A 24990-nucleotide genomic window follows, 5' to 3' on the forward strand; every position below is an offset into this window, starting at 1 on the left:
TGGGAGAGACATTTCTTGGAATGTTTCTCCCATTGTTTTTGGGCTATTTAGCGTTGCAAAGAGAGTTTAGCTTTTTTAGGCTCGCTTAGATGTTTATTTGAAATACTATTGATTGCTTTTCTTTTTAAATCTTTTAGGTGAGATTTTCCTAGGTAGATGCCAATTTCATTTGGTTCTTGTTGCATTTGCTTTATGTAAACTTGGGTTTGCGTCTTTTTATATGCGAAATTCATCTTAGCGAGGTGTTTTTTAACACCAATTTCGATTACTTTTTGAGTTTTTAGAATGATTTTTTTTCTTAGTATTTCAGCATCCAACTTTGGTAATTCAAGGTTATTAATGATGTGGTTTAGGCTGTGTAACGTTTTTTTTTTTTTGCGATTATTTTTATTTTTTGATTGAAATTCGATATTATATTCATTTTGTTTGCTTCAACTATTTTTTGTGTGTTGGCTAATCGGTCCATTGTTTTTGGTAACTGGAGGTTAGCCATAATAAATTTAATACTTCTGGCTTTATAGTTTAATTTAGACAAAGATGCTAAGCATTCGTTTGGGCCACGTTCTTTACACCTCGTGTTCCACTGGTCAATCGTATTTAGTAGTTCTTGGTTGGATTGAAAATCTGAAGTGATAGTTGATCGCTCTGCCGTAATGATTTTATCTGATTCAATGACTGGATTTATCGTTTCTGGTAAGTAAAGATTCGCTATGATAAATTTGATCATTGAATCATTATAGTTACAGGTAGCTAGAAAAGCGAAGGTTTCATCAGCACCGTTTAGTTTAAGCATTGCGTTCCACTGGTCAATTGTGGTTAGTAACTCCTGATCAGATGAAAAACCTGATTCCACCACCGTTTTGCCCAGAACATTTAACAAGGTTTCAATCTGTTCTTTATCTGTTCCTGCTGGCAAATGAAGGTTGTTTATAATATTTTTGATACTTTCAGTTTCATAATTAAATGTAGTTAAATAGGCTAAGGTTTGGCTTAAGCCGTGAATTTTCAACATTCGATTCCACAAGTGAATACTATTTTCTGATACTTTCATTAATTTGTGTTCTTTCAGAACTTGACTAAGGGGCATAAGATAATCTCCTTTTGATTTTTTTACTAGAACTATTGTAAAGGAATCGATCAGACAAAGAGTCTTCTTTTTTCGGCTATATGAAATTTTAGTTTTGGATAAAAGCTTGACAAAACTTGCTAAGTTAAAAGAGTTTTGTTGTTCAAGAAGAGACTGGGACAAAACTTGTCTCAGTCTCTTCTAGTATCTCTGAAAACGAATAAACGGTGTTCAAAGAGCTGACCTTCGGCGATAAGTCAAAAAATCTCAAAACATGGGGAGCTGTTTCGAGATTTCCATCCTTAACGCTCAGGTCAAAACACTCTTTTCACGACCTCTTGTTCACGGTGAGACAAAAGCAGCATCTTCGGAAAATTTGCCGAAATTTACCAAAAATTTGAGAAGCACCGAGTAGGTAACAATCAACATCAAAAACAAGTATTTGTGTTTCTTGTCAATTTTCGGAAATTTCTTCTTATTTCTTGATGCTAAACACTTTTGTCTCAACCTCCGATGTGATCGTGGATCGTTGATTTAAATTATTTTTCGAAAAGAGGTACAATAGGTGAGAGAAGAGAGGTGGGAAGTTATGGTACTTAATTTTGCCATATTATTTTTGATGATTGCGGTGACTTCTTTTTTTGTAGCTAGTGAATTTGCATTAGTTAAAATCAGACGTTCACGCTTAGAACAATTAGAAAGAGAAAATGTAAAGAATGCCAAATTAGCATTACATGTCACGCATCATTTAGATAACTACTTGTCGGCTAGTCAATTAGGAATTACCTTGACTGGGTTGATCATTGGTTGGGTTGGCGAAGGCTCAGTGGCGACGTTACTAGAGCCTTGGATCGGTCGATTGCCGTTTAGCTCAGCATTGAGCGGAACGATTTCTGTCGCGTTAGGGTTTATCTTAGTGACATATATCGATGTGGTGATCGGAGAACTTTTACCTAAAAGTTATAGTATCGTGAATACAGAGCAAGTGGTCTTATTTGTTGTACGTCCGTTGCATTATTTTTATAAAGCAATGTTTCCTTTTATTTGGGTATTGAATCATTCTGCTGCGGCTTTAGGAAAAGTATTAGGTGTGAAATTAGTTTCAGAAGGAGAAGAGACATTATCTCAAGAAGAATTGACGTTAGTGGCTATGAATTCTTATGAAAAAGGAGAGTTGACGAAAGAAGAGTACTATTATTTAGAAAATGTCTTTGAATTTGATGATACGTTGGCAAAAGATATCCAAGTGGATCGAACCTCTATGCAGGTTTTTGAAGCTGGTGAGACAGTGAAAGATGCGATTCAAGCTTCTATTCAAAGAGGTCATACCCGCTACCCCGTTATTTCTGGGTCAAAGGATCACGTCCTTGGTTATGTTACTTTACCAGATTTGATTAAGCAGTCGTTTAAAGACGATCAATTAACAGTGGATGAGTTGGTGGAAGAACCAATCGTTACTTCGGAAATGATTCCCATCAAAAAACTGTTGACGATCATGCGTAAAAAAGGAAAACATATTGCTATTTTAAAAGATGAATACGGGGGAACGAGTGGTTTAGTGACGATTGAAGATATTTTAGAAGAAATCGTAGGGGAAATTCGGGATGAAACGGATTTGGATGAAGCATTGATAGCGAAACAAGCAGATGGGAGCTATATTGTTTCAGGAAAATTGACGTTAGATGATTTTGGTCGTTATTTCCACGTTACGATCCCTGAATTTGAAGAGTCTACTTTTATCACACTATCTGGATTTATGTCGAACCATGAAAAAAACATCAAGACAGGTACAGTGATCCAAATTGATTCTTTTCAATTTACGGTGTTAGAATATAACCATACGCATGTGGACTATTTTAAAATCAAAAAACAAGAAATAGCAGAAAACAGTATCGATTCGAATAAAACAGAATGAAGAATCTGGGATAAACAAAATCCTACATTTCACGATCAAAAAAAATGAGAGAAGTAAGACAAACATTCTAACCACTACCAAAAACGAATAAACCGATGTTTATACTTTCTTTTTGTCCCTTAGTCGGAAGCTTCCTACTCATTTTGGTGGACGGATCTCTTGATCATAAGATTTTAAACGATAGAACTGATGCCAATCCATTCGACTTAGCTGAATGGATTGGCATCTTTTTTACTTTGTAAACCATATATTTGTTCTAAAAAAAAATATCCGATAGAATAGATCTGTAAGCGGAATCACTAAATACAGACATACTATTAACAGGAGGGATTCACATGAATGAAAGAAATCTAACAGTTATTGGTAGTTACAGTACGAGGGAAGAAGCTTTATCAGTGATCGAACAATTGCGTGATGAAGGATACGATCGAGACGATATCATTATCTATACGACAAAAGATGCTGCTCAAAATTTTGGTTTTTCTGGTTTATCAGGAATTGATGTAGAAACGAATGTGGATGAGGTTGAAGGCACGCATGAAGAACGCTCGCTATGGGAACGGATCAAAGATACGTTCACTTCTAACACCTATGAGGAAGATTCGTATACAGAAAAAGCGGATGATTCTGTTAACGATGATCCATTGTATTCATACAAAGAGGATATTGCCGCTGGGAAAATAGTGATTACGGTTAAAGATTACAAAGCGCCAAATGAAGCAGTTGTTGAAAACGATCGGACTCAAAATATGCCCGATCCAACGGATACACTAAATACAAATAATGAAAATATTCAACTCAAAGAAGAACAGTTAGATGTCAATACCCATGACGTGACAACTGGGGAAGTTGATATCCATAAACACGTTGTTAATGATACTAAAACAGTGGAAGTCCCTGTGAAGCGTGAAGAAATCGTTATCGAAAGAAAACCAGTAAATGCTGAAGCAAGCGATAATATTTCAGATGATTCTTTGGAAGACAAAACGATTACAATTCCTCTTAAAGAAGAACAAATTGATGTCAATAAACATACTGTAGTACGTGAAGAGGTAGGTATTCACAAAAAAGAGCATGAAGATATGAAACAAGTGACGGAAGAAGTAAGTCGTGAAGAGTTGGATATTGATACAAAAGGAGACGTTCGAGTAGAAGATACGGATGAAAATACTCGTAAAAATGATCATATATAATAATTGATCGCTAAAATCATCTAACCAGACTCCTTCGTTTTTTGAACGGAACATCATGTAAATTGCTAATAAAAAAGACATTTCTGCTTATCTGATCGATGAGAGAAATGTCTTTTTTTCTTTTATTGGATACTATTGTACTGGATTTCAGGATCATCCATAGCGTATTGTTGTTCATTCTCGAAAGATTTAAGTTGTTTCATTGAACGCAAGTAAGAGTATAGTAGAACAGCGACAGATCCTGCCCAAGCAAGTGGTGAAGCAGCTGCAGCACCCGTATAACCAAGTAAACCAGTTAAAATGATTGCTGCAAATGAACGCATGACTAATTCCATCATTCCTGCGAGTGTTGGAATCTTACTTTGACCAAGTCCTTGTAGTGTGTAACGTAAGATAAATAAAATCGCTAAGATCCAATATAAGGAACCATTGATATTGAAGTAAGTTTGAGCTAATTCAAAGACACGAGTCTCTGTCGGTGAAACAAACAACTGCATAAGTGAATGACCGAAGAAAATCACGATCGCACCTGCAACAACACTAAAGCCAATACTCATCATAAGTGTTTGCTTAACACCTTTTAAAATTCGACCATATTCTTTTGCACCATAATTTTGAGCAGTAAATGTTGCAATAGCAATCCCGAAGGACATCATTGGTTGGTTAGCAAATTGGTCAATTCTGCTGGCTGCTGCTTGAGCGGCTACGACATCTGTTCCTAAACTGTTCAACGCAGCTTGAAGGACGATGGCGCCAATGGCGATGATGGATGATTGAAAAGCCATTGGAAGAGCAGCGTTTAAATGAACACGAATCTCTTCTTTATCAAAGTGAAAATCTTTTTTACGTAATTGCAACAAAGGAATTTTTTTCTTGATATAAACTAAACATAGTAGGCTTGAGCAAACTTGGGCAATAACCGTTGCAATTGCTGCGCCTTCGACACCCATTCCAAAAGAAATGATGAAAATCAAATCAAGCACAACGTTGACAACCACTGCAATAATCAAAAAGAAAAGTGGTGTCCGGCTATCTCCAAGCGCGCGAATAACATTTGAAAGCAAGTTAAAACTCATAGATGCGAAAATCCCTAGTAAGATGATTGAAATGAACGTTTGTGCTTGGTCAATAATCTCAACGGGCGTTTGCATCAATTGCAGCATCGGGCGAATAAATACTAAACTAAGGACGGTTAATGCAATAGTGACAACCAAACTGATAACAACACTTGCAGCAAAACTTTTCTTAAGACCACGATAATCTTTTGCACCATAACGCTGAGCTGTAATGATCGCTAATCCAGCAGTAAGACCTTGAGCGAAGCCAAGGATTAAAAAGGTCAAGCTTCCGGTTGCACCAACAGCAGCCAGCGCATTTTTCCCTAATGTTTGACCAACGATGATCATGTCGACCATGTTGTAAAATTGCTGAAAGACATTACCAATAAGTAAAGGAACGGTGAACATTAAGATTAGTTTAGCTGGACTTCCTTTTGTTAAATCGCGCATTTTTTAAACTCCTTATTGTCTATAAAATTTAGTTAGTAGTATATAGTGTTTATCCTGAGATTACTAGGTAAAAATGAAATAATTTTGATAACTTTCAATGTATTGCAGATTCATTTTCAAAGATATTTTCAATGATGTGCATCATAAAACAAGCCAAGAATTGAATCGCTGAATAAATTCAAAGAATGAAACGCAAAGAATAAATTCAAAGGATCAACTACTTGGCCTGGGCGTACAAATCAAAAGGGACAACGAATGGTTGTGAACCTTAATACTGTCTTATCTCGCTGGGTAAAAGAATGGTTTCTCTAGTACCATCATCATAAGCATATACTTGGCTTGGAAAACTTGATGAATAGTGAAACGGTAAATCGATTCCCATCTCAACATCACTACCAGCTTGCGAAAAATGCATAGTTACTTTTCCATTATTGTCGATTAAATCAAAGGCTAACATATTATCTAAGGGGATGACTCCCTTAAGGTCTAGGTCAATAATAAACCAGATACTATCAATCAGTTCATCTGGTAAACTTGATACAACACCTACAGAGGCATACCGGTTACGACTACTGTCAAAACTTTCAAACATCTGTTTAACCTCCTTCGTTTTATCGAATAGACATGTTTTATTTCTTCATTTAGGATAAACGATTTACTGTAACGATGGTTCATTCTAATAGACTTTTTTTAAAAATGCAACAAAAATCGTGTACTTTTTTTCAAAGTATAAGTTTTTTTTAAGGAGAGAAAAAAACGTGCCAAAAGCGAAGGTTACCAACGCTTTTGACACGAACAAGTCACTTGTTATTCTTCCGTTGAACCAATAACTTCTGGTTCGCTTTCTTCATCAGTAGTTTCAGCTTCCTCAGTTGGAGCTGCTACTGCAGCAATTTGTTCTTCACCATCAGAAACGACTTTATAATCGTTGTTTTCAGGTAGATCGGCTACTGTGATTGCATCGCCTAGATTTAGGTTTGTTACATCAACTTCGATACGTTCTGGTAAGTTGCTTGGTGTAGCAGAGACGATCACAGTGTAAAGGTTTTGTGCTAAGACACCACCAGCTTTTACACCTGCAGCTTCGCCAACAAGAACGATTTCAGTTTCGACTTCAGTTTCTTCTGACATGTTCACAGATAGAAATTCCACATGTTCAAAATGGTTGGTAAAGGTATTCGTTTGGACTTTATGAACCAACGTGTTGACTTTTTTTCCATCAATCGTCATTGTGATTACTGTATTTGCGCCATTTTCACGTAATAATTTACTGAATATTTGTCCATCAATAGCAATCGGAGTACTTTCAACATTGTACCCATAAACAATAGCTGGAACTTTACCTTCATGACGCAATTTATTTCTCAATGAACGGGGACGTACTTCTCTCTTACTTACTTCTAATGATACTGACATAACCAAAATTCCTCCTTAAAATGTGACTGTCGGCAACGTAGACCAACAGATTTTATTTAAGTGAACTTTCGACGGCTATTCTCGTGCACATTATTGGCTAGGGCGCTTAAAAAACGCAAAAAGGTAGATGCGCGCATCTACCTTTAGAAAGTCAGGATTCAACTTTTCTCCACCAGGTCATTACGCTGTGTATGAGAAATCCAATTCACTTTACTCTTTAACCGTAGCGCGAATCTGAATTTAAGTCAAGGAATAACAATGGCTTTCTTATTTGCATCTACTCTCTTTCGGGTTATAATGCTTGTTAGGCTAAGAAAGGAAAGCACCATGCGTTTAGATAAATTAATTGAAGAAACTTTACAAACGACTCGAAAAGAGATGAAGCGTTTATTTGCATCAAAACAAGTGAAAATTGATGGTTGTGTCGAATTTTGCCAAAACCGAAATGTGGATAGTTTGATTCATGAGATCGAAGTCTCAGGTAAGCGTTTAACGACAAACGAAGTCTATTACTTATTGAATAAACCGAGTGGTGCTGTGACTGCAGTTAAAGACCAAACAAAAATGACCGTGTTAGACTTGATTGCTTCAGCGGATCGAGCGAAGCCGCTCTATCCTGTCGGACGCTTGGATCGTGATACCACAGGACTACTATTACTGACATCAAATGGTCAGTTGGGATATGAAATGTTGCTGCCTGATAAAAAAGTCTTCAAAACTTATGAGGCGCAGATCAATGAACAAGTGACAGCTTCAGATATCGAAGCTTTTCAAGCAGGAATTGTTTTTGAGGGTGGCTATCGTTGTTTACCTGCACAATTAACAATCATGGAAACATCCAAAAACAGCAGTCGAGTACGAGTAACGATACAAGAAGGAAAATTTCATCAGGTAAAAAAGATGTTCCTTGCACGTGGTAAAAAAGTGACAAAGCTAAAGCGACTAATGATGGGACCTTTACAGTTAGATGACCAACTTGCTGAAGGTGCCTATCGTTCACTGACATTAACCGAATTAAAGCAATTGAAAATATATTTTAAATAGGAGAGAAAAAAAATGAATTATCATACTTTATTATTCGATGTAGACGATACGTTACTTGATTTTCAGATGACAGAAGCAAAAGCATTAAATGAATTATTTGCAGAGCAAGGAATTGAATTGACACCAGAAGTGAAAACAAGTTATAAGGCATTAAATCATCACTTATGGCGTGAATTTGAAAAAGGGAATATGACGAGAGAAGAGGTTACCGGGAGTCGTTTTGGACTACTATTTCAACAATTTGGTAAAACAGTTGATAGTTTAGCTATGGAGAAAAGATACAGACATTACTTGAATCAGGGGCATGATTTGATTGAGGGAAGTCATGAACTGCTTCAGACGTTATCTTCACAAGCGGATCTTTATATTGTGACAAACGGGGTATCGAAAACGCAATATCAACGTTTGACTGATGCGAAAATGTTGGGCTATTTCAAAAAAATTTTTGTTTCAGAAGATGTGGGCGCCCAAAAACCAATGAAAGAATTTTTTGATCATGTCTTTTCACAGATTCCTCAATTTGAAAAAGAAAAAACAGTTATTATTGGCGATTCATTGACCTCAGATATTAAAGGAGGGAACTTGGCAGGAATTGATACGATTTGGTTTAACAAAAATCGGTTGCCGGAAATTCCAGAAATCGTACCGACTTATCGGATTGATTCGTTAGCAGAACTTTATCCTCTTTTGGAAATCGAGAAGCATTAATTTTCAGAAAAATATAGCATTTTCGTGTATTTTCGCTATAATAGATAAGAATGTAAAAACGGATATGAAAGAGGTTTTAGTCAATGACAAAAAGCAAGCCAATTATCATTGGTGTGACGGGTGGATCAGGAAGCGGTAAAACAAGCGTAAGTCGTGCCATTTTCAATAATTTCCCAGACCATTCCATCATGATGCTTGAACAAGATTCTTATTATAAAGATCAAAGCCATTTGAGCTTTGAAGAACGATTGAATACGAATTATGATCATCCCTTTGCCTTTGATAATGATCTGCTGATTCAGCACGTGAAAGAACTACTGAACTATAACGCCATTGAAAAACCAGTTTATGATTATGTTGCACATACAAGAAGTCAAGCAACAATCATCCAAGAGCCTAAAGAAGTAATTATATTAGAAGGCATTTTGATTCTAGAAGATGAAAATCTACGTGACTTGATGGATATCAAAGTATATGTAGATACAGACGATGATATCCGTATCATCCGCAGAATCAAACGAGATATGGAAGAACGTGGCAGAACGTTGGATTCCGTGATCGAACAATATTTGACTGTGGTTAAACCGATGTATCATCAGTTCATCGAACCAACTAAGCGTTACGCCGATATCATCGTGCCAGAAGGTGGCGAAAATCACGTAGCGATCGATTTGATTACGACAAAAGTTGCTAGTTTTTTGGATCATAAATAAAACAAAGAAACCAATAGGATAAGTCGAAGAATCATGAAAATAGGAGAAGCTATTTTCGATTCTTCGACTTATTTATCAAGTGAAACGTTTACTTTTGCAACGATTCTTAATGAAAAGTAGCGCTAAAAGGTGGAGAGACTGAAAATGAACGATCACAATCATTTACATAAATATATCCGAGTAATCCCGATTATTGGCTTATTGTTCTTTTTGGTGTTAATCATTTATGCTTATCAACATGGGATCTTTCGATCAACCACTTCTTTGCAACGCTTCATCCAACAATTTGGGGAGTATGCAGTAGTGATTTTTATTCTCCTGCAGATCATTCAAGTGATCATCCCAATACTACCTGGAGGAATTTCTTCAGTGGCAGGCTTGTTGATGTTTGGAAATGGCTGGGGATTACTTTATAGCTGTATTGGATTGATTATCGGTGAAGCCATTGGTTTTTTATTGGTTCGTTATTATGGCGTTAGTTTTGTACAACTTATTTTATCGCCCAAAAAGTACCAAAAATTCGACCAATTACTGACACAGAAAACGAAGGATATCAAAAAAGTACTATGTTTGACCATGTTGATTCCTTTTGCGCCTGATGACTTGGTTTGTCTGGTCGCAGGGTTAACTAAAATATCTTTTAAGGAATATATCCAAATTGTCCTATTATTGAAACCTTGGTCTGTCGGTGCGTATAGTTTGATTATGTTGTATCTGTTCCAGAAAGCACAAGGAAATTTTTAGCAGTAAGAGAGGAAAGAAAAAGAATGTTAGAAAAAGTCAAGGTAACCTCAACTGAAATTGACGAGTTGGTATCAGTAATCAAGGAAGTTTGGCCAGAAGCATTTGTTCCGATCATTGGGCAAGCACAAGTGGACTATATGCTGGCTACCTATCAATCAAAACAACAGATTGAAAAAGAAGTGGCGGAAGGTGTGCAGTATTTTCTCTTAAAAGAGCAAGGGCAAACGGTCGGATATACCGCCTATGAGGTAATAGCCTCCAAAATATATTTGAGTAAGTTATACTTAATGAATCAATTCAGAGGGAAGGGATTGACGTCGGCTCTTTTTCAGTGGTACGAAACTATCGCTAGAGAACAAGGAATCAAAGAGATTTTTCTACGTGTCAATCAAGGCAATGCTCAAGCCATCGCCGTTTACCTTCATCAAGGTTTTGAAATGGCTGGTGAACTGATCTCGGATATTGGTCAAGGATTTCAAATGGTCGATTATCAAATGAAAAAAAGACTCGCATAACTTTGGGATATGTGTTAAAGTAACGACATGCGACGGGTCGAGAAGGCCTCTGGTTTACAGATGCGCCTAATTGATTTTGGAGACACAAGATCATGATGTGATCACTTGCCGGAATGCAAGGGTGTCGGGCAAGACTTTTGTGGAGAAGGGCTTGTCTGCTTGAGTTCACAAAAACTCAAGTACCAGTAAGATAGGACATTAGTCAGAAGAGATTCTGGGTAATGTCCTATTTTTTATGGGCAATCTTTCGTGGTTTGTTTGGCTTGAGTGTTACTATTACTGACAAGAAGACGTGTCGCAATAGGTTATCGCTCGTTATAAGTCGGAATTCTTAGTTGAGAGTATTGGCTAAAATTGGTTTCTACTTATGATTAATGCTAGAATGAATGAAAAATAAGTTTTGTAATTACTCGCTAAGGAGTTTTTTTATGTTCGAGAAAATCAAACAATTTGGTCGTAATTTTACGCAATCAACACCTTTTATTTTAGCTAATACGGTTATATTTATTCCTTATCTTTTATTTCTGAATTTGAGCGATGGGGCTAACTGGGCTTCGATTTTACCGTTTACCTTATTTTATACTTTCCGTATGACGGGATTGTTTTTGATCCGCAGTATTCGTTTAGGTCTAGATAGTTATACATTACTGATGATTGCTCTTTTGATGGGAGGGGCGGGTTCGTTATTAGGGATCTTTGGTGTGCTCTATTTCCCCTTGTTTTATTTGTCTAGTATTTTATTGGGATCTAGTGCAGCTTGGCTACTTCCAGCAAATGTGACTGTTAATTACCATGAAAAGCGACAGGGTTTTACGAATATGACAGGCAAAAAATATATCTTTGCGCTACTATTATTGGTTTTGCTTTTTCGCTCGATCGAGTTGTCAGGTACGACCCAAATCGTTGTGACGTTAGGGCTTTATACATTGTTTTATATCATGGCTTATCACACCATCAGCCATTATCCTAGATATGAATTGGATTTTAAAGAGATGAAAACGACGATTTTTGTCACGAAAGAATTTGTGCTGTTCATTGTGTTTTTTGTCTTATTGTTTTTGCTTCGAAATGCACGCTTGCTCGTTGAGCCAGAACTGTTTGATCTTACAATTTATGTTTTTCTCTTTTTATTTGTTTTAGCCGCTTTTTATTTAGGGCGAGGCAAAAAAAATTGGCAGTTTCCAAGTTGGCTCAATCTCATGAATTTTTTGAGTGGAATGGTGGGGAACTTTCTCTTTTTGTTTAGTACATTTTATGTAGGAGTTTTGTATGGATTTGATCATTTAGCCACTTATATGTATCTACCTTATATTGCTGGAATGGTCGTCGCTAAGCTGATTGGTAAACGTATCTTACGTAGTTTCCCCTATCCTCCAGTGATCGTCCAGTTGATCGGACTATCTCTCTCTTTATTGATTTTATTGATCCCGACTGCGTTTGTGATTGGATTGTTTTTCTTAAGTTTTTGTCATGCTGTGATCAGCGGTTGGTTAAATCGTGTGTGTTATGACACTGATACGGATATTCCCATGGATCAACGAGTCATCATTAAATTTACGACACAAAACAAAGGGAGTGTGGTCCATCAGTTTCTCTTGATGGGGCTGTTACTAGTTCTTACCCGTTGGCTAGAACTACCTGTTGCAGTGCTGTTGCAGTTGACTGACAAGTTAAGAGTTCCTACGATCAGTGTGCAATTAATGGAATACGCTAAGTGGGGGAACATCAGCTGGTTACTCCTTGGTGTGCTGGGTGTTTATCTATTATGGAAACGAGAGGTGCGGCATCATGCGAATACTGATTGATGGAGATGGTTCGCCGGTTAAGGAAGATGTAATTGAAATTGCTGGTTTGTATCAAGTGGAAGTCATGATCGTGACGAGCGTGGCTCATTACACCCATAAAGAATATCCAGCGTATGTTCATTTTGTGTACGTTGACCAAGGCGCAGATAGCGCAGATTACCGCATTGTAGGATTGATTCGCAAAGGAGATATTCTAATCACACAAGATTATGGGTTAGCTTCTTTAGTTTTACCAAAGAGGGTACGAGTGTTTCATCAAACGGGTAAAGAATTTAGTGCAATAACGATTGACTCCTTGTTAGAACAACGTTACCAAAGTGGAAGGTTGCGCAAAGCAGGTCTGCGGACTAGAGGACCTAAACCTTTTACCACTCAAGATCATCAAAACTTTAGACAGGCATTAATTCAAGCACTTGAACAAGTCAAGTTATCTTCAAACAATGAGTAGCGACAATAGGTTTGTTTTCCCCTCAATTAGTACGATATCTTTGCTTGTATTGTCTTTAAAATGATAAAATAATTAAAGATATTTTATTATCTAATTTTTTTCTAATCTGAGGGGAGAGAGTGGAAAATGAAACATGTAAAAGCATTAATTGTAAAAGCAATCATGATTTGGGCGATTTTATGGATCGTATTAACAGGATTATACGGAGTTAGCTTCATGGATTCGACAATTGTTGGGGTCATTGTCGTTGTGATGATTTATGTATTAGGTGATTTACTCATTTTGCGAAAGGTGGGGAATATTGCGGCGACGATCGCAGATGCCGGTTCTTCCGCAGTCATTTTGTGGGTATATCTTTATTTTATGAATGATATGACGAACATCTGGATGAAAGTTTTGATTCCTGCTTTATTAATTGGCATAGGAGAATGGTTCTTCCATAAATGGTTGTTAAATCAAGGGATTGTCCCTGATGAACGAAAGATGGAATAGATGAAAAACAACAATCGAAAAAGAGGCGCAGGCAGCGATGCCGTGCCTTTTTTCTTGATTTAACAAATAAGTTTATCGACTTTTTGAAAAATAAGCTGTTTGATTCTTTTGATTTTGTGCTAAAATATGAAGTAAAAGTGAAAGATATTGGATACGGGAGGACAATCTTTTGAAGATTACTTTACTATATGGTGGACGCAGTGCAGAACATGATGTTTCAGTTCTTTCAGCGTTTTCAGTCTTAAATGCTATTTATTATACGTACTATCAAGTTCAACTGATATTTATCAGCAAAGAAGGTCAATGGGTGAAAGGCCCTTTGTTAACAGAGAAACCAGCGAGCAAAGAAGACTTACATTTGACATGGGACCCAAGCGGAAAAGTGACAGATGGCTTTACGGGAAGAGTGATCAATCCTGGAGAAATCAAAGAAGAAGGAACGATTGTTTTCCCTGTCTTACACGGACCTAATGGTGAAGATGGAACGATTCAAGGATTTTTGGAAACATTGAACTTGCCATATGTCGGCGCTGGCGTTTTAACAAGTGCTTGTGCAATGGATAAGATCATGACCAAATACATTTTGCAAGCGGCAGGGGTACCACAAGTTCCTTATGTCCCTGTTTTGAAAAATCAATGGAAAGAAAATCCTAAAAAAATCTTTGATCAATGTGAAGGGTCTTTGCTTTACCCAATGTTTGTCAAACCAGCAAATATGGGTTCAAGTGTAGGGATCTCTAAAGCGGAGAACCGTGAAGAGCTGCAAAATGCGCTTGCATTAGCTTATCAATATGATTCTCGTGCGATCGTTGAGCAAGGAATCGAAGCACGTGAAATTGAAGTAGCTGTTTTAGGGAATGAAGACGTGCGTACCACATTACCTGGTGAAGTAGTCAAAGATGTTGCATTCTATGATTATGATGCGAAATACATCAACAATAAGATTGAAATGCAAATCCCAGCTGAAGTACCGGAAGAGGTCTATCAAAAAGCGCAGGAATATGCAAAAATTGCGTATACAATGCTAGGTGGGAGTGGCTTGAGCCGTTGTGATTTCTTCTTGACGAATAAAAATGAACTATTCCTAAATGAGTTAAATACAATGCCTGGATTCACGCAATTTAGCATGTATCCATTATTGTGGGAAAACATGGGCTTGAAGTATGGCGATTTGATCGAAGAATTGATTCAATTAGGAATCAATCGTTTTAATCAACGACAAGGTTTTTTTGAAGCAAACGAATAGACAAATAAAAATAGAAGCTGGGGCGAATGTCATTCACATTTGTTCCGGCTTCTAAATGCGAAAAGGCGGGTTTTTTATGAAACTAACAGTACAAGAAATCGCTCAAGCTGTAGGAAGCGTAATGAATGATTTAACGGAAATCACAGGTGTGGAGTTCGATAGTCGCAAGATTGAAAAAGGTGGGTTGTTCGTGCCGCTAAAAGGAGCAAGAGATGGACACGAATTTATTCAACAAGCCATGGATAATGGAGCGGTTGCTACTTTTTGGAGTCTGGAAGCGTCCAAAGCACCTAGTGGGATTCGAGTGATTCTTGTGGATGATCCACTAAAAGCAATGCAAGATCTGGCGAAGTACTACCTAGCGAAAGTTGGGGCTGAAGTGGTGGCAATTACGGGAAGTAATGGGAAAACAACGACAAAAGATTTGACTGCTTCAGTTTTAGCTCAAAAGTACAAAACCTATAAAACACAAGGAAATTACAACAATAATATTGGATTGCCTTATACGATTTTGCACATGCCGATGGATACCGAAAAAATCGTTTTAGAAATGGGGATGGATCATGCCAGAGAGATCACTGAGCTTTCTTTGATTGCCCGACCTAAAGTAGCGGCTATTACGATGATTGGTGAAGCACATATTGAAAACCTTGGCTCACGAGCAGGAATCGCGCAAGCAAAAATGGAAATTGTTGATGGTTTGAGAGAAGATGGGCTGTTGATTATCCCAGAAGAAGAACCATTATTGAAACCTTTGACTGAAAGTTTGACTCAAAAAATTGAAACGTTTGGATTAAATACAGGGCAGCTACAGGCGGAGGTAACGAGTGAAGAGAAAACAGCCACACATTTTATCGTCAATGATGAATCGTTCATGATTCCTCTTCCTGGAAGTTATAATGTCACCAATGCGTTGATTGCTTATGCTGTTGGGCAATTTTTTGGTCTGCCAACGGAAGCCATCCGTCTAGGTTTAGCAAGTGTCACAGTGACGCAAAATCGTACGGAGTGGCTAAGTGCTGGAAATGGTGCGGGGATTCTAAGTGATGTCTATAATGCGAATCCTACAGCAATGGGATTGGTCTTAGATACTTTTGCCAACTTACCAACAAAAGGGAGAAGACTTGCTGTACTTGCGGACATGCTGGAATTAGGACCAGATGCTTTGAAGATGCACGCAAGTATGGCTGAACATCTTGATCCAGCTAATTTTGCGGGAGTCTATTTATATGGGCCCAAAATGAAAGCATTATATGAAAAGTTGAACGAAAAGTATCCAGATTTATACGTACAATATTTTGAAACAGATAAAGAACAACTCATTGCAACGGTGAAAGAAGAAATACGTCCGGAAGATAGCATCGTTTTAAAAGGAAGCAATGGAATGGGATTGATTGATGTCGTTAAACAATTGCAAGGAATGAAATAATAAACTGCAAACTTGCAGAAAATAAGAAATTATGCTAGAATAACCTATTGCCGAAAGATGAAGAGAAATTGGACTGGTTCTTTCGTTTATGTAAATTGCTAGAGCCAGATGTCATAACAATGATAAAGCTGAACGCGACCCGTTTGGCTTTTCTAATGCCTAAACTTCGCAAAGTGATTTTTCGGTGGTGCCACAGGGGCTAAGAATGAGTAAAAACGTACGTGGCCACTGTCAAAAAGAACCAAACACTTTGACCGAACAATCGACGGGGTAGCAAAAATTAAGCTACATCCTCAGTTAACAACCATATAGGAGGATTCATTTGAAATTTAAAGAATTAGAATTATCACCAGAATTATTGAAATCAGTAGAGCGTGCTGGTTTTGAAGAAGCAACACCGATCCAGTCAGAAACAATCCCTTTAGCATTGTCTGGAAAAGATGTGATTGGACAAGCACAAACAGGGACTGGTAAGACGGCTGCTTTTGGTTTGCCGATGTTAGAAAAAATCGACACTAATCGCCACGAATTGCAAGGGTTAGTCATTGCACCGACACGTGAATTAGCGATCCAAACACAAGAAGAGCTTTATCGTCTTGGTCGTGATAAAAGAGTACGTGTACAAGCTGTTTACGGAGGCGCTGATATCGGTCGCCAAATCCGTGGATTGAAAGATCGTCCACATATTGTCGTAGGAACACCTGGACGTATGCTGGATCACATCAACCGCCACACATTGAAATTAGGAACAGTGGAAACATTAGTTCTAGATGAAGCAGATGAAATGTTGAACATGGGCTTTTTGGAAGATATTGAAAGTATTATTTCAAAAGTACCTGAAGAACGCCAAACATTATTATTCTCAGCAACAATGCCACCTGCAATCAAAAATATCGGCGTGAAATTCATGAAATCACCAACACACGTGAAGATCAAAGCGAAAGAAATGACAGCTGACTTAATCGATCAATATTATGTTCGAGCAAAAGAATACGAAAAATTCGATATCATGACACGTTTGTTCGATGTCCAAACACCAGAACTTACGATTGTTTTTGGTCGTACAAAACGACGTGTTGATGAATTGGCACGTGGATTAGAAGCTCGCGGTTATCGTGCAGAAGGAATCCATGGGGACCTTTCACAACAAAAACGAATGAGTGTTTTACGTTCATTTAAAAATGGTCATTTAGATATTTTAGTTGCTACGGATGTAGCTGCACGTGGTTTGGATATTTCAGGCGTGACTCACGTCTACAACTATGACATTCCACAAGATCCAGAAAGTTATGTTCACCGTATCGGACGTACAGGTCGTGCGGGTAAAGGCGGGATGTCAGTGACATTCGTTACGCCAAACGAAATGAGCTACCTACATGTTATTGAGAACTTAACGAAAAAACGGATGGCTACTCTACGTCCGCCAACTGAAAAAGAAGCATTCAAGGGACAACTAGGTGCTGCAGTGGAACAAATTGAAGCTAAGCTTGAAGAAAACGGCTTAGACAAGTATTTGCAAACAGCAGATAAATTGCTTGAAGAGTATTCTGCACAAGATTTAGTAGCTTTGTTACTAAAAACGACTGCGAAGGATCCTTCTGATGCAATACCAGTTAAAATCACTCCAGAACGTCCATTGCCAATGCAGAAAAAAGGCTATAATAAAAATGGCAAACGTGGCGGCGGAAATAACCGTAATCGACGCGATAATAACAACTACCGTGGCAACAAATCAAAAGGTGGCTACAGTAAAAATAATAACCATCAAAAAGATGGCGGTAAGCGTCAAAACGATAAAAAACGTGGATTTGTGATCCGTACAAATAACGATTAATAATAAATGATAAGCTTCTCTTTTTTAAGAGGAGCTTTCTTTTTAGTTATTTATGGACATATTGGTGGTAAAATACCGAGAATTTGGTAGAATGAGAGTGTTCTAAAATTTTTGAAAAGAGTAGAGTCTATGATTAAAGGAATTGGGATTGATGCAGTTGAGTTACCAAGGATTGCAAAGATCATCAAAGAAAAACAAAATTTTATCGACCGAGTGTTGACGCCAAATGAAATCGAGCAATTTCAAATCCTGCCTTTTCACCGACAAGTAGAATTTCTCGGAGGGCGTTACGCTTGCAAAGAAGCTTTTTCAAAAGCGTGGGGAACTGGTATTGGTAAGGTGACGTTTCAAGAAATTGAAATTTTAAAAAATGATGCAGGACAACCTGTAGTCACAAAATCACCTCATTCAGGTACTTGTTTTGTTAGTATCACGCATACGGATGAATTAGCGTTTGCACAAATTATTTTAGAAGATTAGAAAGAAGGAAAAATCATGGTTGTCGCTTGGCACCGACCTACAAGAGTCATTATACATACAAAAGCTATTACTGAAAATGTCAAAAAAGAATTAGCTAGATTACCAAAAGGAAAAGAGCTATTTGCTGTAGTCAAAGCAAATGGTTACGGGCACGGAGCAGTCCAGACAGCAGAAGCTGCACTGGCTGGAGGTGCTACTGGATTTTGTGTGTCTAATCTAGACGAAGGGATTGAATTGCGGGAAGCGGGATTCACACAACCTATTTTAGTGTTGAATATGATTCCCATTGACGCATTGACTTTAGCGGTTGTCCATGATTTATCGATCACTGTAGGAAACAAAGAATGGTTAGAACAGGCTGTTGAATATCTGCAAGAAAGAAAGCTGAAACATGCGTTAGCACTTCATTTGAAAGTTGATACCGGCATGGGACGGATTGGTTTTTTGACACCTGAAGAAGTCGTAGAGGCAGTTTCATTTATTCAAGAAAGTGCTGTATTGGAATGGGAAGGGATTTTCACCCATTTCTCAACGGCTGATCAAGCGGATGAAACGTATTGGCAACAGCAACATCAACGTTTTATAGAGACAATCGATGCATTGCCTGCTTTACCTAAGTATGTTCATGTAAGTAATAGTGCTACTGCTTTATGGCATGATGAAAAAATTGGTAACATGATTCGTTTTGGTGTAGCAATGTATGGGTTAAATCCTTCAGGGCATGCACTGCCAGAACCGTATCCATTGGAACCCGCACTAGAGTTAGTTTCCGAGTTGATCCAAGTGAAACGTTTGGCTAAAGGTGAAGGCATCGGCTACGGGGAAACCTATATTACCGATCAACCAGAGTGGATCGGGACGATCCCGATTGGCTATGCGGATGGCTGGTTACGAAACATGCAAGGCTTTTCCGTCCTAGTGGATGGAAATTTATGTGAAATTGTCGGACGTGTGTGTATGGATCAAATTATGATCCGTTTACCTCAGGAAGTTCCACTGGGAACAAAGGTTACTTTGATTGGTAAAAATCAGGAAAAAGAGATATCGATGCAAGCAGTAGCGGATCAATTAGGTACGATCCACTATGAGGTAGCCTGTGTACTAGGAACGCGCATTCCTAGAGAATATGAAGAGTAAGGAGAATCCTATGGTAAAAAGAGGAGACATTTATTTTGCTGACCTTTCTCCAGTCGTGGGTTCAGAACAAGGCGGGACACGACCTGTCTTAGTTATTCAAAATAATTTAGGGAATCATTTTAGTCCAACGATTATTGTGGCGGCCATTACTGCCAAAATGGCCAAACCTAAATTGCCTACGCATATTGGAATAAAAGCAACTGGTACTGGAATCGAACGTGACTCTGTCATTTTACTTGAACAGATCAGAACAATTGATAAATCAAGATTAAAAGAAAAAGTTTGTCATTTAGATCGAGGAATTATGTCAGAAGTCGATCATGCACTTAAAATCAGTGTAGGTATCGAAGCATTGACCCCTGTCGCTAAATAAGCACATTATGCCTTTACATATAAAAGGAACAAGCTAATTATCTTGAATGTCAATCAACAAAGGTTATAAGAGAAATCGTTGGATCTGAGCGTTAATGATGTCAATCGCTATACGGTCGTTTCTGACTCTTAATAAAAAATGCTGGATAATGATAAGAAAAAAGTTGAGTCAGCATTGTTCAACTTATAAAAAAGCCGTAAGGACCAAAAATAGTTTTCCTATCTTTAGTCCTTACGGCTTTTTTTATATGTGTTTGATTAGTTTATCTTATTCAGAGAGTGACTGCTATTTTGCCAGAATATCTTTCGTCTGTCTAATACTAATTACCAACTAGCTTTTTTGACACCAGGGATCAGTCCTTGATGAGCTAGTTCGCGAAATTTTACACGAGACATGCCGAATTTTCGCATATATCCGCGAGGACGTCCATCGATCAAGTCACGGTTTTTCAAACGCTCAGGGCGTGCATCTAAAGGTAATTGACGTAAGGCTTCATAATCTTTATTCGCTTTTAACTCTTGTCGTAAATCAGCATAGCGGGCAATCATTTCTTGTTGTTTTCTAGCTTTTGCAATTTTTGATTTTTTTGCCATATTTTCCTCCAATAATCTCTTTAATTTTTCAAATCGTAAAAATTACGGTTTAGTGTAGATACCTTAACATAGTGTGAGAAATAAAACAATTATTTTGTTTCTAAAAATGTTTAGTCCTTCTCTTGTTCTCTATGAAAGAGAAAGGCCACCGATGCGATTAAAACAGTTTTTTTGTCAAATAGTGGTGTTACACGTAAACTAGAAGAAAAGGAGGGGGTAGAGATGCGTAGGTTTGCTATTAGTGGTTATGGACCAGCTGAAAAGGTGTTTCAAGAAATAGTAGACACACCAAGGGAGGTCACGCCCAATCATCTTCGTGTGGAATTGAAAGCGTTTAGTATCAATCCTTATGATGTCGCTTTGCGTTCAGGAAAGATGAAGGAAGTCCGAACCTTAACATTCCCTTACGTATTAGGGAATGATGGTGCTGGAATCGTGACGGAAGTAGCAAGTGACGTCGATTCATTTGCTGTGGGGGACCGTGTAGTCGTTCATCCTGTGTCAGGTGCTTACGGCGAAGAAATCGTCTTACCAGCAAGTAAAGTGGCTAAAATACCAGATGAAATGAGTTGGGTAGAAGCAGCTGCAATGGTAACGACGGGGATCACTGCTTACAATGTGATTAATCATCTGCTAACGATCCAACCAACTGACACGGTAATGGTGACCGGAGCTTCAGGAGGCGTAGGAACTAGTTTGATCCAATTACTTCATCAAAAAGGGATTCGGACGTTTGCTAGTGCATCAAAGACAAATGAAGAATTAGTCCGAAGTTTAGGCGTTACTCATTTTTCTTCTTATGATCAAGAAAATCCTGAAGAAGTATTCAGTAATCAAGCAGATATTGTGATCGATGCGACGAAAGGAAGCATCGCGGGAGACATGGCTATCAAAATTATGAAAGAAGAAGGTCATTATGTTGCGTTGAACGAATTGCCTTCCCTTGCATCTCGTCAGAAAAAAAATGGGTTTTATGAGACTTTTGTTCCTAGAAAAGAATACTCAGATCAAGAAGCTTTGACTCATTTAATTGCTGCATATAAAACAGGAAATTACCATATTTTTGTAGCAGAAGAATTAGCTGCAACTCTTGATCATTTAATCTGGGCGCACCATCAACTTGAAGGACACCCCTCTGCAGGTAAAATCGTATTAACTTATGATTAGAGCTGGGCTGGTAAAAGGAGCAAACTTTTTATGGATGCGTTTTCTTCTTCTGATTTTTAGCATGAAAATTTCTTTCTGCTTTATTTAATGGTAAAGTGGTACATGTAAAATTTAACTATTTCTTCAATTCTATGGTCAGACAATCGGACAGTTTGACTATTATGTCTAAATTATCGAGCTTTTTGAAAAAAGGGAATTGAAAATTACATGATTTACATGGTAAAGTAATGCAGCTGAAAAAAGAAGAAGGGGATATTTATGCGGTCAATCAAAAACACATTAAAATTATATCTACTTGACTGGAAAAGAATTTTTAAAAATCCAATTGCTACACTTTTGATCATTGCAATTATGATTATCCCTTCATTATATGCGTGGTTCAACATCAAAGCGTTATGGGATCCTTACGGAAATACCGGTGAATTGCCTATCGCGGTTTATAGTGCAGATCAACCGGCAGAATTTCGAGGGAAAGAAGTCGCAATTGGGAAAGAAGTGATCAAATCACTTCATGACAATAAACAACTCGGATGGCAATTCGTTGACTCAAAAGCAGAACTGGAACAAGGGGTTCGTTCTGGGAAATATTATGCAGGAATCTACTTACCGAAGGATTTCTCAGAAGACTTGTTAAGTTTTACGAGTGGAGAGATCAGAAAGCCAAAAATCGAATACACGGTGAATGAGAAAATCAATGCGATTGCTCCTAAGATCACCGATAAAGGAGCTTCTGCGATCCAAACCCAGATTACAGATGAATTTATCAAGACAGCTAGTTCAACGTTATTGAAGGTCTTTAACGAGATCGGTTATGACATTGATTCGAATCTAGTAAGTATCAATAAGGTCAAATCAATGATACTTTCAACGGATGAGAACCTTGATACGATCGATGGCTATACGCAACAAGTACTTGATTTACAAAAACAACTACCTTCTATTAAAGAAAAGTTAAACAAAGCCAATGAATTTGTGGACTATCTCCCACAAGTCGATGAAATGGGACAAAAAGTGGTTGCCCTGAATGATAAAATGCCACAGCTCCAAGAGCAAGCGAAAATCATTTTAGATTTACAACAAAAAATACCGGAAATCCAAAATGCAGGTCGACAAATTGCTGAGATCGATCAGGATTTTTCATCGATCCAAGAAACGATGGATCAAGGAATCACTGAAGCGAAACAAGGGTTGTCGATCATTCAACAAGTCCAAGAAATCTTACCTGACGTGAAGAAATTAGAAACACAAGCAAAAGATCTAGCTACTCAAACAAAATCAGGTGCAGAGCAGTTAAAAGATGCGTTACCAGGTATCACAACGAGTGTGAATACAACGGTACAATCAATTAGTCAGGTAGCAACATCTATTGATTCATTTACAGCGAGTGTCGATCAGGCAATTGCAGATAATCAATTGACGGAAGAAGAGAAGGGAAACTTACTCAAATTATTGGATAATCTCTACAATAGTTTACCAGCACAGCAACAAGCGATTGATCAGTTGATTACCTTTTTGACACAGCTACAGAATCAAACGGGTAATACCAAGCTCCAAAAACTAATCGATACATTGAATAGTATCAAGCCAGTTCTAAGCGGCTTACAAAATCGCCTACCAGCGTTGAAACAAGCCATTCAAGAAGGAAATATCGATAACGTAAGAAATATCTTAGGGCAAATTCAAACTGCTGCTAAAAATGTCAATAACTTGATTTCTGGAATCGATGTGAACCAAGTCAGTTCAACCGTTGATTCACTATTAAATCAAGTCATCAGTACGATTGAAACAGCTCAAGGTGCGTTAAGCAAGGCTGACCAAATCGATTTTGATTCGCTGTTAAATTCAACAAAAGCAACAGTGACCAATGCAGTGGCGATATTAGAGAAGTACCAAAAAGAAATGCCAGCGATCGGACAAGAGATCCATGATGCAAACACCATGTTGAATGGTAATATGGAAACGATCGTCAATGGGATCAATAAAGGAGCCGATCTGTATAATAATGATTTGCCAGTGTTAGCCAACAAATTGAGTACAGCTGCTAACTTTATCCAAAATGACTGGCCAACGATCAAAAACGAAATCACAAGTACGATGACAACAGCGAATGAAAAAATGCCACAAGTTGAAACGGCAGTAAATGCAGCAGCTGATTTGATCAATAATGATTGGCCAAACATCAAGACAGGTATCCAAAAAGCAGCAGATGCTATTCGTAAAGGAGAAAAAGAAGTTGATCTAGGAGAAGTGATCAAATTATTGAAACTAGATGCCACGAAAGAGAGTGACTTCTTTACGCAACCAGTAGAATTAAAAACCAATACGATGTATCCAATTGCAAACAACGGATCGGCAAGTACGCCATTTTATACAGCACTTTGCTTGTGGGTGGGAGCTGTCTTACTCTCAAGTGTAGCGACAACCGATTATTATCTCGGTAAAAAAGAAAGAAACAATTTTACAAAACGAGAACAATTTGTTGCTCGAATGCTCACGTTCTTAACGATGGCTATCGCACAAAGTTTGATCGTTACTTTAGGAAATATCTTTTTATTAGGTGTAGATGTCCATAATCCAGTTTACAGCGTGTCCTTTGCCGTTTTGATCTCGCTAGCCTTTATGATGATCGTGTATGTTTTAGCGGCGCTATTTGATAATGTTGGAAAGGGACTTGCGATCATTATCCTCGTGCTATCGATTTCTGGTGGAGGTGGGAACTATCCTATCCAAGTATCAGGGAAGTTCTTCCAAATGATCAATCCATTCTTGCCATTCACTCATGCGGTTAATCTATTACGAGAATCAGCAGGAGGAATCTATTGGCCAAATGCTGCAAATGCGATTTGGATCATGATTGGTCTATTCGTTAGCTTTGGTGTTATTGGAACGGCTGTTGCGCCTTATGTCCAAGAAAAAATGGTCAAATTCAAAGAAGCAGCACATCAGAGTCATATTTTCCACTAGTAGTTAAAGCAATAACCAGTTTGAAAAAAGAAGACCTTGTTAGACAGAAATAGTCATGTATTTTCGTCTGACAAGGCCTTTATTTTATTAAAAGAGCAAGCAGGAGCTTAGGTGATCAGAGGAGCTATTTTTTTCTTTTGTAGAAACAATGCGTTTAACTGAAAAAATTGAAAATAGAAAAGTAAAGTTTGTTATGGCTG

General features: G+C 37.9%; 24 protein-coding genes. 18 read left to right on the forward strand and 6 right to left on the reverse strand.

The window, feature by feature from the left end; all coding sequences use genetic code 11:
* Nucleotides 1–47 precede the first annotated feature (47 nt).
* Both IGL28_RS00895 and IGL28_RS00900 read right to left on the reverse strand, forming a co-directional pair.
* Nucleotides 48–317 (reverse strand): hypothetical protein, encoded by a 270-nt coding sequence (locus tag IGL28_RS00895; protein ID WP_081128322.1) that lies wholly within the window; start codon nucleotides 315–317, stop codon nucleotides 48–50.
* A gap of 32 nt (nucleotides 318–349) precedes the next feature.
* Nucleotides 350–1087 carry a hypothetical protein gene (locus tag IGL28_RS00900; protein ID WP_081128321.1) on the reverse strand — a complete coding sequence of 246 codons (738 nt, stop codon included), beginning with the start codon at nucleotides 1085–1087 and terminating at the stop codon, nucleotides 350–352.
* Between the two features lie 568 nt (nucleotides 1088–1655).
* Here IGL28_RS00900 and IGL28_RS00905 point away from each other — a divergent pair.
* Together IGL28_RS00905 and IGL28_RS00910 are read left to right on the forward strand one after the other, a co-directional pair.
* The gene (locus tag IGL28_RS00905; protein ID WP_081204155.1) at nucleotides 1656–2981 is read left to right on the forward strand and encodes a hemolysin family protein; all 1326 of its coding nucleotides are present in this window, start codon (nucleotides 1656–1658) and stop codon (nucleotides 2979–2981) included.
* Nucleotides 2982–3316: 335 nt separating this feature from the next.
* Nucleotides 3317–4174, forward strand: a complete 858-nt coding sequence (locus IGL28_RS00910) for a DUF2382 domain-containing protein (RefSeq protein ID WP_081128318.1) — start codon at nucleotides 3317–3319, stop codon at nucleotides 4172–4174.
* A gap of 122 nt (nucleotides 4175–4296) precedes the next feature.
* Here the strand turns inward: IGL28_RS00910 and IGL28_RS00915 are convergent, their stop codons facing one another.
* The 3 genes from IGL28_RS00915 to IGL28_RS00925 form a co-directional block, all read right to left on the reverse strand.
* Nucleotides 4297–5682, reverse strand: coding sequence for an MATE family efflux transporter (locus tag IGL28_RS00915; protein WP_063626437.1), 1386 nt, complete (start codon nucleotides 5680–5682; stop codon nucleotides 4297–4299).
* Nucleotides 5683–5950: 268 nt separating this feature from the next.
* Nucleotides 5951–6274 (reverse strand): DUF960 domain-containing protein, encoded by a 324-nt coding sequence (locus tag IGL28_RS00920; RefSeq protein WP_010720345.1) that lies wholly within the window; start codon nucleotides 6272–6274, stop codon nucleotides 5951–5953.
* Nucleotides 6275–6489: 215 nt separating this feature from the next.
* Nucleotides 6490–7098, reverse strand: a complete 609-nt coding sequence (locus IGL28_RS00925; RefSeq protein WP_010736853.1) for a 50S ribosomal protein L25/general stress protein Ctc — start codon at nucleotides 7096–7098, stop codon at nucleotides 6490–6492.
* A gap of 327 nt (nucleotides 7099–7425) precedes the next feature.
* Between IGL28_RS00925 and IGL28_RS00930 the strand changes: the two genes are divergently transcribed.
* The 14 genes from IGL28_RS00930 to IGL28_RS00995 all read left to right on the forward strand — a co-directional run bounded on the left by IGL28_RS00930 (nucleotide 7426) and on the right by IGL28_RS00995 (nucleotide 20066).
* Nucleotides 7426–8142: a 16S rRNA pseudouridine(516) synthase gene (locus IGL28_RS00930; RefSeq protein WP_081128316.1), complete on the forward strand. Its 717-nt coding sequence runs from the start codon at nucleotides 7426–7428 to the stop codon at nucleotides 8140–8142.
* Between the two features lie 12 nt (nucleotides 8143–8154).
* Nucleotides 8155–8850: a YjjG family noncanonical pyrimidine nucleotidase gene (locus IGL28_RS00935; protein ID WP_010720342.1), complete on the forward strand. Its 696-nt coding sequence runs from the start codon at nucleotides 8155–8157 to the stop codon at nucleotides 8848–8850.
* A gap of 83 nt (nucleotides 8851–8933) precedes the next feature.
* Nucleotides 8934–9563, forward strand: a complete 630-nt coding sequence (gene udk / locus IGL28_RS00940) for a uridine kinase (RefSeq protein ID WP_010720341.1) — start codon at nucleotides 8934–8936, stop codon at nucleotides 9561–9563.
* Nucleotides 9564–9707: 144 nt separating this feature from the next.
* Entirely contained in the window at nucleotides 9708–10307 is a 600-nt protein-coding gene (locus IGL28_RS00945) for a TVP38/TMEM64 family protein (RefSeq protein WP_081128314.1), read from the forward strand.
* Between the two features lie 23 nt (nucleotides 10308–10330).
* Complete coding sequence (locus IGL28_RS00950; protein ID WP_010736856.1) at nucleotides 10331–10822, forward strand: GNAT family N-acetyltransferase; 492 nt, start codon at nucleotides 10331–10333, stop codon at nucleotides 10820–10822.
* Between the two features lie 428 nt (nucleotides 10823–11250).
* Nucleotides 11251–12627 (forward strand): hypothetical protein, encoded by a 1377-nt coding sequence (locus tag IGL28_RS00955; RefSeq protein WP_081128313.1) that lies wholly within the window; start codon nucleotides 11251–11253, stop codon nucleotides 12625–12627.
* Nucleotides 12611–13075, forward strand: a complete 465-nt coding sequence (locus IGL28_RS00960) for a YaiI/YqxD family protein (RefSeq protein ID WP_081128311.1) — start codon at nucleotides 12611–12613, stop codon at nucleotides 13073–13075. The genes IGL28_RS00955 and IGL28_RS00960 overlap by 17 nt, the downstream gene beginning before the upstream one ends.
* Nucleotides 13076–13201: 126 nt before the next feature.
* Nucleotides 13202–13567 (forward strand): DUF2512 family protein, encoded by a 366-nt coding sequence (locus tag IGL28_RS00965; protein ID WP_081128310.1) that lies wholly within the window; start codon nucleotides 13202–13204, stop codon nucleotides 13565–13567.
* 169 nt (nucleotides 13568–13736) lie between these two features.
* The gene (locus tag IGL28_RS00970) at nucleotides 13737–14813 is read left to right on the forward strand and encodes a D-alanine--D-alanine ligase (RefSeq protein WP_010720335.1); all 1077 of its coding nucleotides are present in this window, start codon (nucleotides 13737–13739) and stop codon (nucleotides 14811–14813) included.
* A 76-nt stretch (nucleotides 14814–14889) separates the two neighbouring features.
* The gene (locus IGL28_RS00975) at nucleotides 14890–16242 is read left to right on the forward strand and encodes a UDP-N-acetylmuramoyl-tripeptide--D-alanyl-D-alanine ligase (RefSeq protein WP_081128308.1); all 1353 of its coding nucleotides are present in this window, start codon (nucleotides 14890–14892) and stop codon (nucleotides 16240–16242) included.
* A 322-nt stretch (nucleotides 16243–16564) separates the two neighbouring features.
* Complete coding sequence (gene cshA / locus IGL28_RS00980) at nucleotides 16565–18076, forward strand: degradosome RNA helicase CshA (protein WP_010720333.1); 1512 nt, start codon at nucleotides 16565–16567, stop codon at nucleotides 18074–18076.
* A 129-nt stretch (nucleotides 18077–18205) separates the two neighbouring features.
* Nucleotides 18206–18556 carry a holo-ACP synthase gene (acpS, locus tag IGL28_RS00985; RefSeq protein WP_010720332.1) on the forward strand — a complete coding sequence of 117 codons (351 nt, stop codon included), beginning with the start codon at nucleotides 18206–18208 and terminating at the stop codon, nucleotides 18554–18556.
* Between the two features lie 15 nt (nucleotides 18557–18571).
* Entirely contained in the window at nucleotides 18572–19693 is a 1122-nt protein-coding gene (alr, locus tag IGL28_RS00990; RefSeq protein ID WP_010720331.1) for an alanine racemase, read from the forward strand.
* 10 nt (nucleotides 19694–19703) lie between these two features.
* Nucleotides 19704–20066 carry a type II toxin-antitoxin system PemK/MazF family toxin gene (locus IGL28_RS00995; protein ID WP_010720330.1) on the forward strand — a complete coding sequence of 121 codons (363 nt, stop codon included), beginning with the start codon at nucleotides 19704–19706 and terminating at the stop codon, nucleotides 20064–20066.
* 323 nt (nucleotides 20067–20389) lie between these two features.
* On the opposite strand, the gene rpsN is transcribed toward IGL28_RS00995, so the two are convergent.
* Nucleotides 20390–20659: a 30S ribosomal protein S14 gene (gene rpsN / locus IGL28_RS01000; RefSeq protein WP_010736862.1), complete on the reverse strand. Its 270-nt coding sequence runs from the start codon at nucleotides 20657–20659 to the stop codon at nucleotides 20390–20392.
* Nucleotides 20660–20881: 222 nt separating this feature from the next.
* Here rpsN and IGL28_RS01005 point away from each other — a divergent pair, with 222 nt between their 5' ends.
* Both IGL28_RS01005 and IGL28_RS01010 read left to right on the forward strand, forming a co-directional pair.
* Nucleotides 20882–21826, forward strand: a complete 945-nt coding sequence (locus tag IGL28_RS01005; RefSeq protein WP_034698726.1) for an NADP-dependent oxidoreductase — start codon at nucleotides 20882–20884, stop codon at nucleotides 21824–21826.
* 258 nt (nucleotides 21827–22084) lie between these two features.
* Entirely contained in the window at nucleotides 22085–24790 is a 2706-nt protein-coding gene (locus IGL28_RS01010; RefSeq protein WP_081128307.1) for a YhgE/Pip domain-containing protein, read from the forward strand.
* The last annotated feature ends 200 nt before the right edge of the window (nucleotides 24791–24990 follow it).

The organism is Enterococcus sp. AZ077, from assembly GCF_051714965.1.
Lineage (GTDB): Bacteria > Bacillota > Bacilli > Lactobacillales > Enterococcaceae > Enterococcus_B > Enterococcus_B hirae.

Excerpts from the sequence above, each read along its gene's own strand:
- IGL28_RS00900 (WP_081128321.1), bottom strand. The coding sequence starts at position 1,087 with ATGCCCCTTAGTCAAGTTCTGAAAGAACACAAATTAATGAAAGTATCA.
- IGL28_RS00905 (WP_081204155.1), top strand. The coding sequence starts at position 1,656 with ATGGTACTTAATTTTGCCATATTATTTTTGATGATTGCGGTGACTTCT.
- IGL28_RS00910 (WP_081128318.1), top strand. The coding sequence starts at position 3,317 with ATGAATGAAAGAAATCTAACAGTTATTGGTAGTTACAGTACGAGGGAA.
- IGL28_RS00915 (WP_063626437.1), bottom strand. The coding sequence starts at position 5,682 with ATGCGCGATTTAACAAAAGGAAGTCCAGCTAAACTAATCTTAATGTTC.
- IGL28_RS00920 (WP_010720345.1), bottom strand. The coding sequence starts at position 6,274 with ATGTTTGAAAGTTTTGACAGTAGTCGTAACCGGTATGCCTCTGTAGGT.
- IGL28_RS00925 (WP_010736853.1), bottom strand. The coding sequence starts at position 7,098 with ATGTCAGTATCATTAGAAGTAAGTAAGAGAGAAGTACGTCCCCGTTCA.
- IGL28_RS00930 (WP_081128316.1), top strand. The coding sequence starts at position 7,426 with ATGCGTTTAGATAAATTAATTGAAGAAACTTTACAAACGACTCGAAAA.
- IGL28_RS00935 (WP_010720342.1), top strand. The coding sequence starts at position 8,155 with ATGAATTATCATACTTTATTATTCGATGTAGACGATACGTTACTTGAT.
- udk (WP_010720341.1), top strand. The coding sequence starts at position 8,934 with ATGACAAAAAGCAAGCCAATTATCATTGGTGTGACGGGTGGATCAGGA.
- IGL28_RS00945 (WP_081128314.1), top strand. The coding sequence starts at position 9,708 with ATGAACGATCACAATCATTTACATAAATATATCCGAGTAATCCCGATT.
- IGL28_RS00950 (WP_010736856.1), top strand. The coding sequence starts at position 10,331 with ATGTTAGAAAAAGTCAAGGTAACCTCAACTGAAATTGACGAGTTGGTA.
- IGL28_RS00955 (WP_081128313.1), top strand. The coding sequence starts at position 11,251 with ATGTTCGAGAAAATCAAACAATTTGGTCGTAATTTTACGCAATCAACA.
- IGL28_RS00960 (WP_081128311.1), top strand. The coding sequence starts at position 12,611 with ATGCGAATACTGATTGATGGAGATGGTTCGCCGGTTAAGGAAGATGTA.
- IGL28_RS00965 (WP_081128310.1), top strand. The coding sequence starts at position 13,202 with ATGAAACATGTAAAAGCATTAATTGTAAAAGCAATCATGATTTGGGCG.
- IGL28_RS00975 (WP_081128308.1), top strand. The coding sequence starts at position 14,890 with ATGAAACTAACAGTACAAGAAATCGCTCAAGCTGTAGGAAGCGTAATG.
- acpS (WP_010720332.1), top strand. The coding sequence starts at position 18,206 with ATGATTAAAGGAATTGGGATTGATGCAGTTGAGTTACCAAGGATTGCA.
- alr (WP_010720331.1), top strand. The coding sequence starts at position 18,572 with ATGGTTGTCGCTTGGCACCGACCTACAAGAGTCATTATACATACAAAA.
- IGL28_RS00995 (WP_010720330.1), top strand. The coding sequence starts at position 19,704 with ATGGTAAAAAGAGGAGACATTTATTTTGCTGACCTTTCTCCAGTCGTG.
- rpsN (WP_010736862.1), bottom strand. The coding sequence starts at position 20,659 with ATGGCAAAAAAATCAAAAATTGCAAAAGCTAGAAAACAACAAGAAATG.
- IGL28_RS01005 (WP_034698726.1), top strand. The coding sequence starts at position 20,882 with ATGCGTAGGTTTGCTATTAGTGGTTATGGACCAGCTGAAAAGGTGTTT.
- IGL28_RS01010 (WP_081128307.1), top strand. The coding sequence starts at position 22,085 with ATGCGGTCAATCAAAAACACATTAAAATTATATCTACTTGACTGGAAA.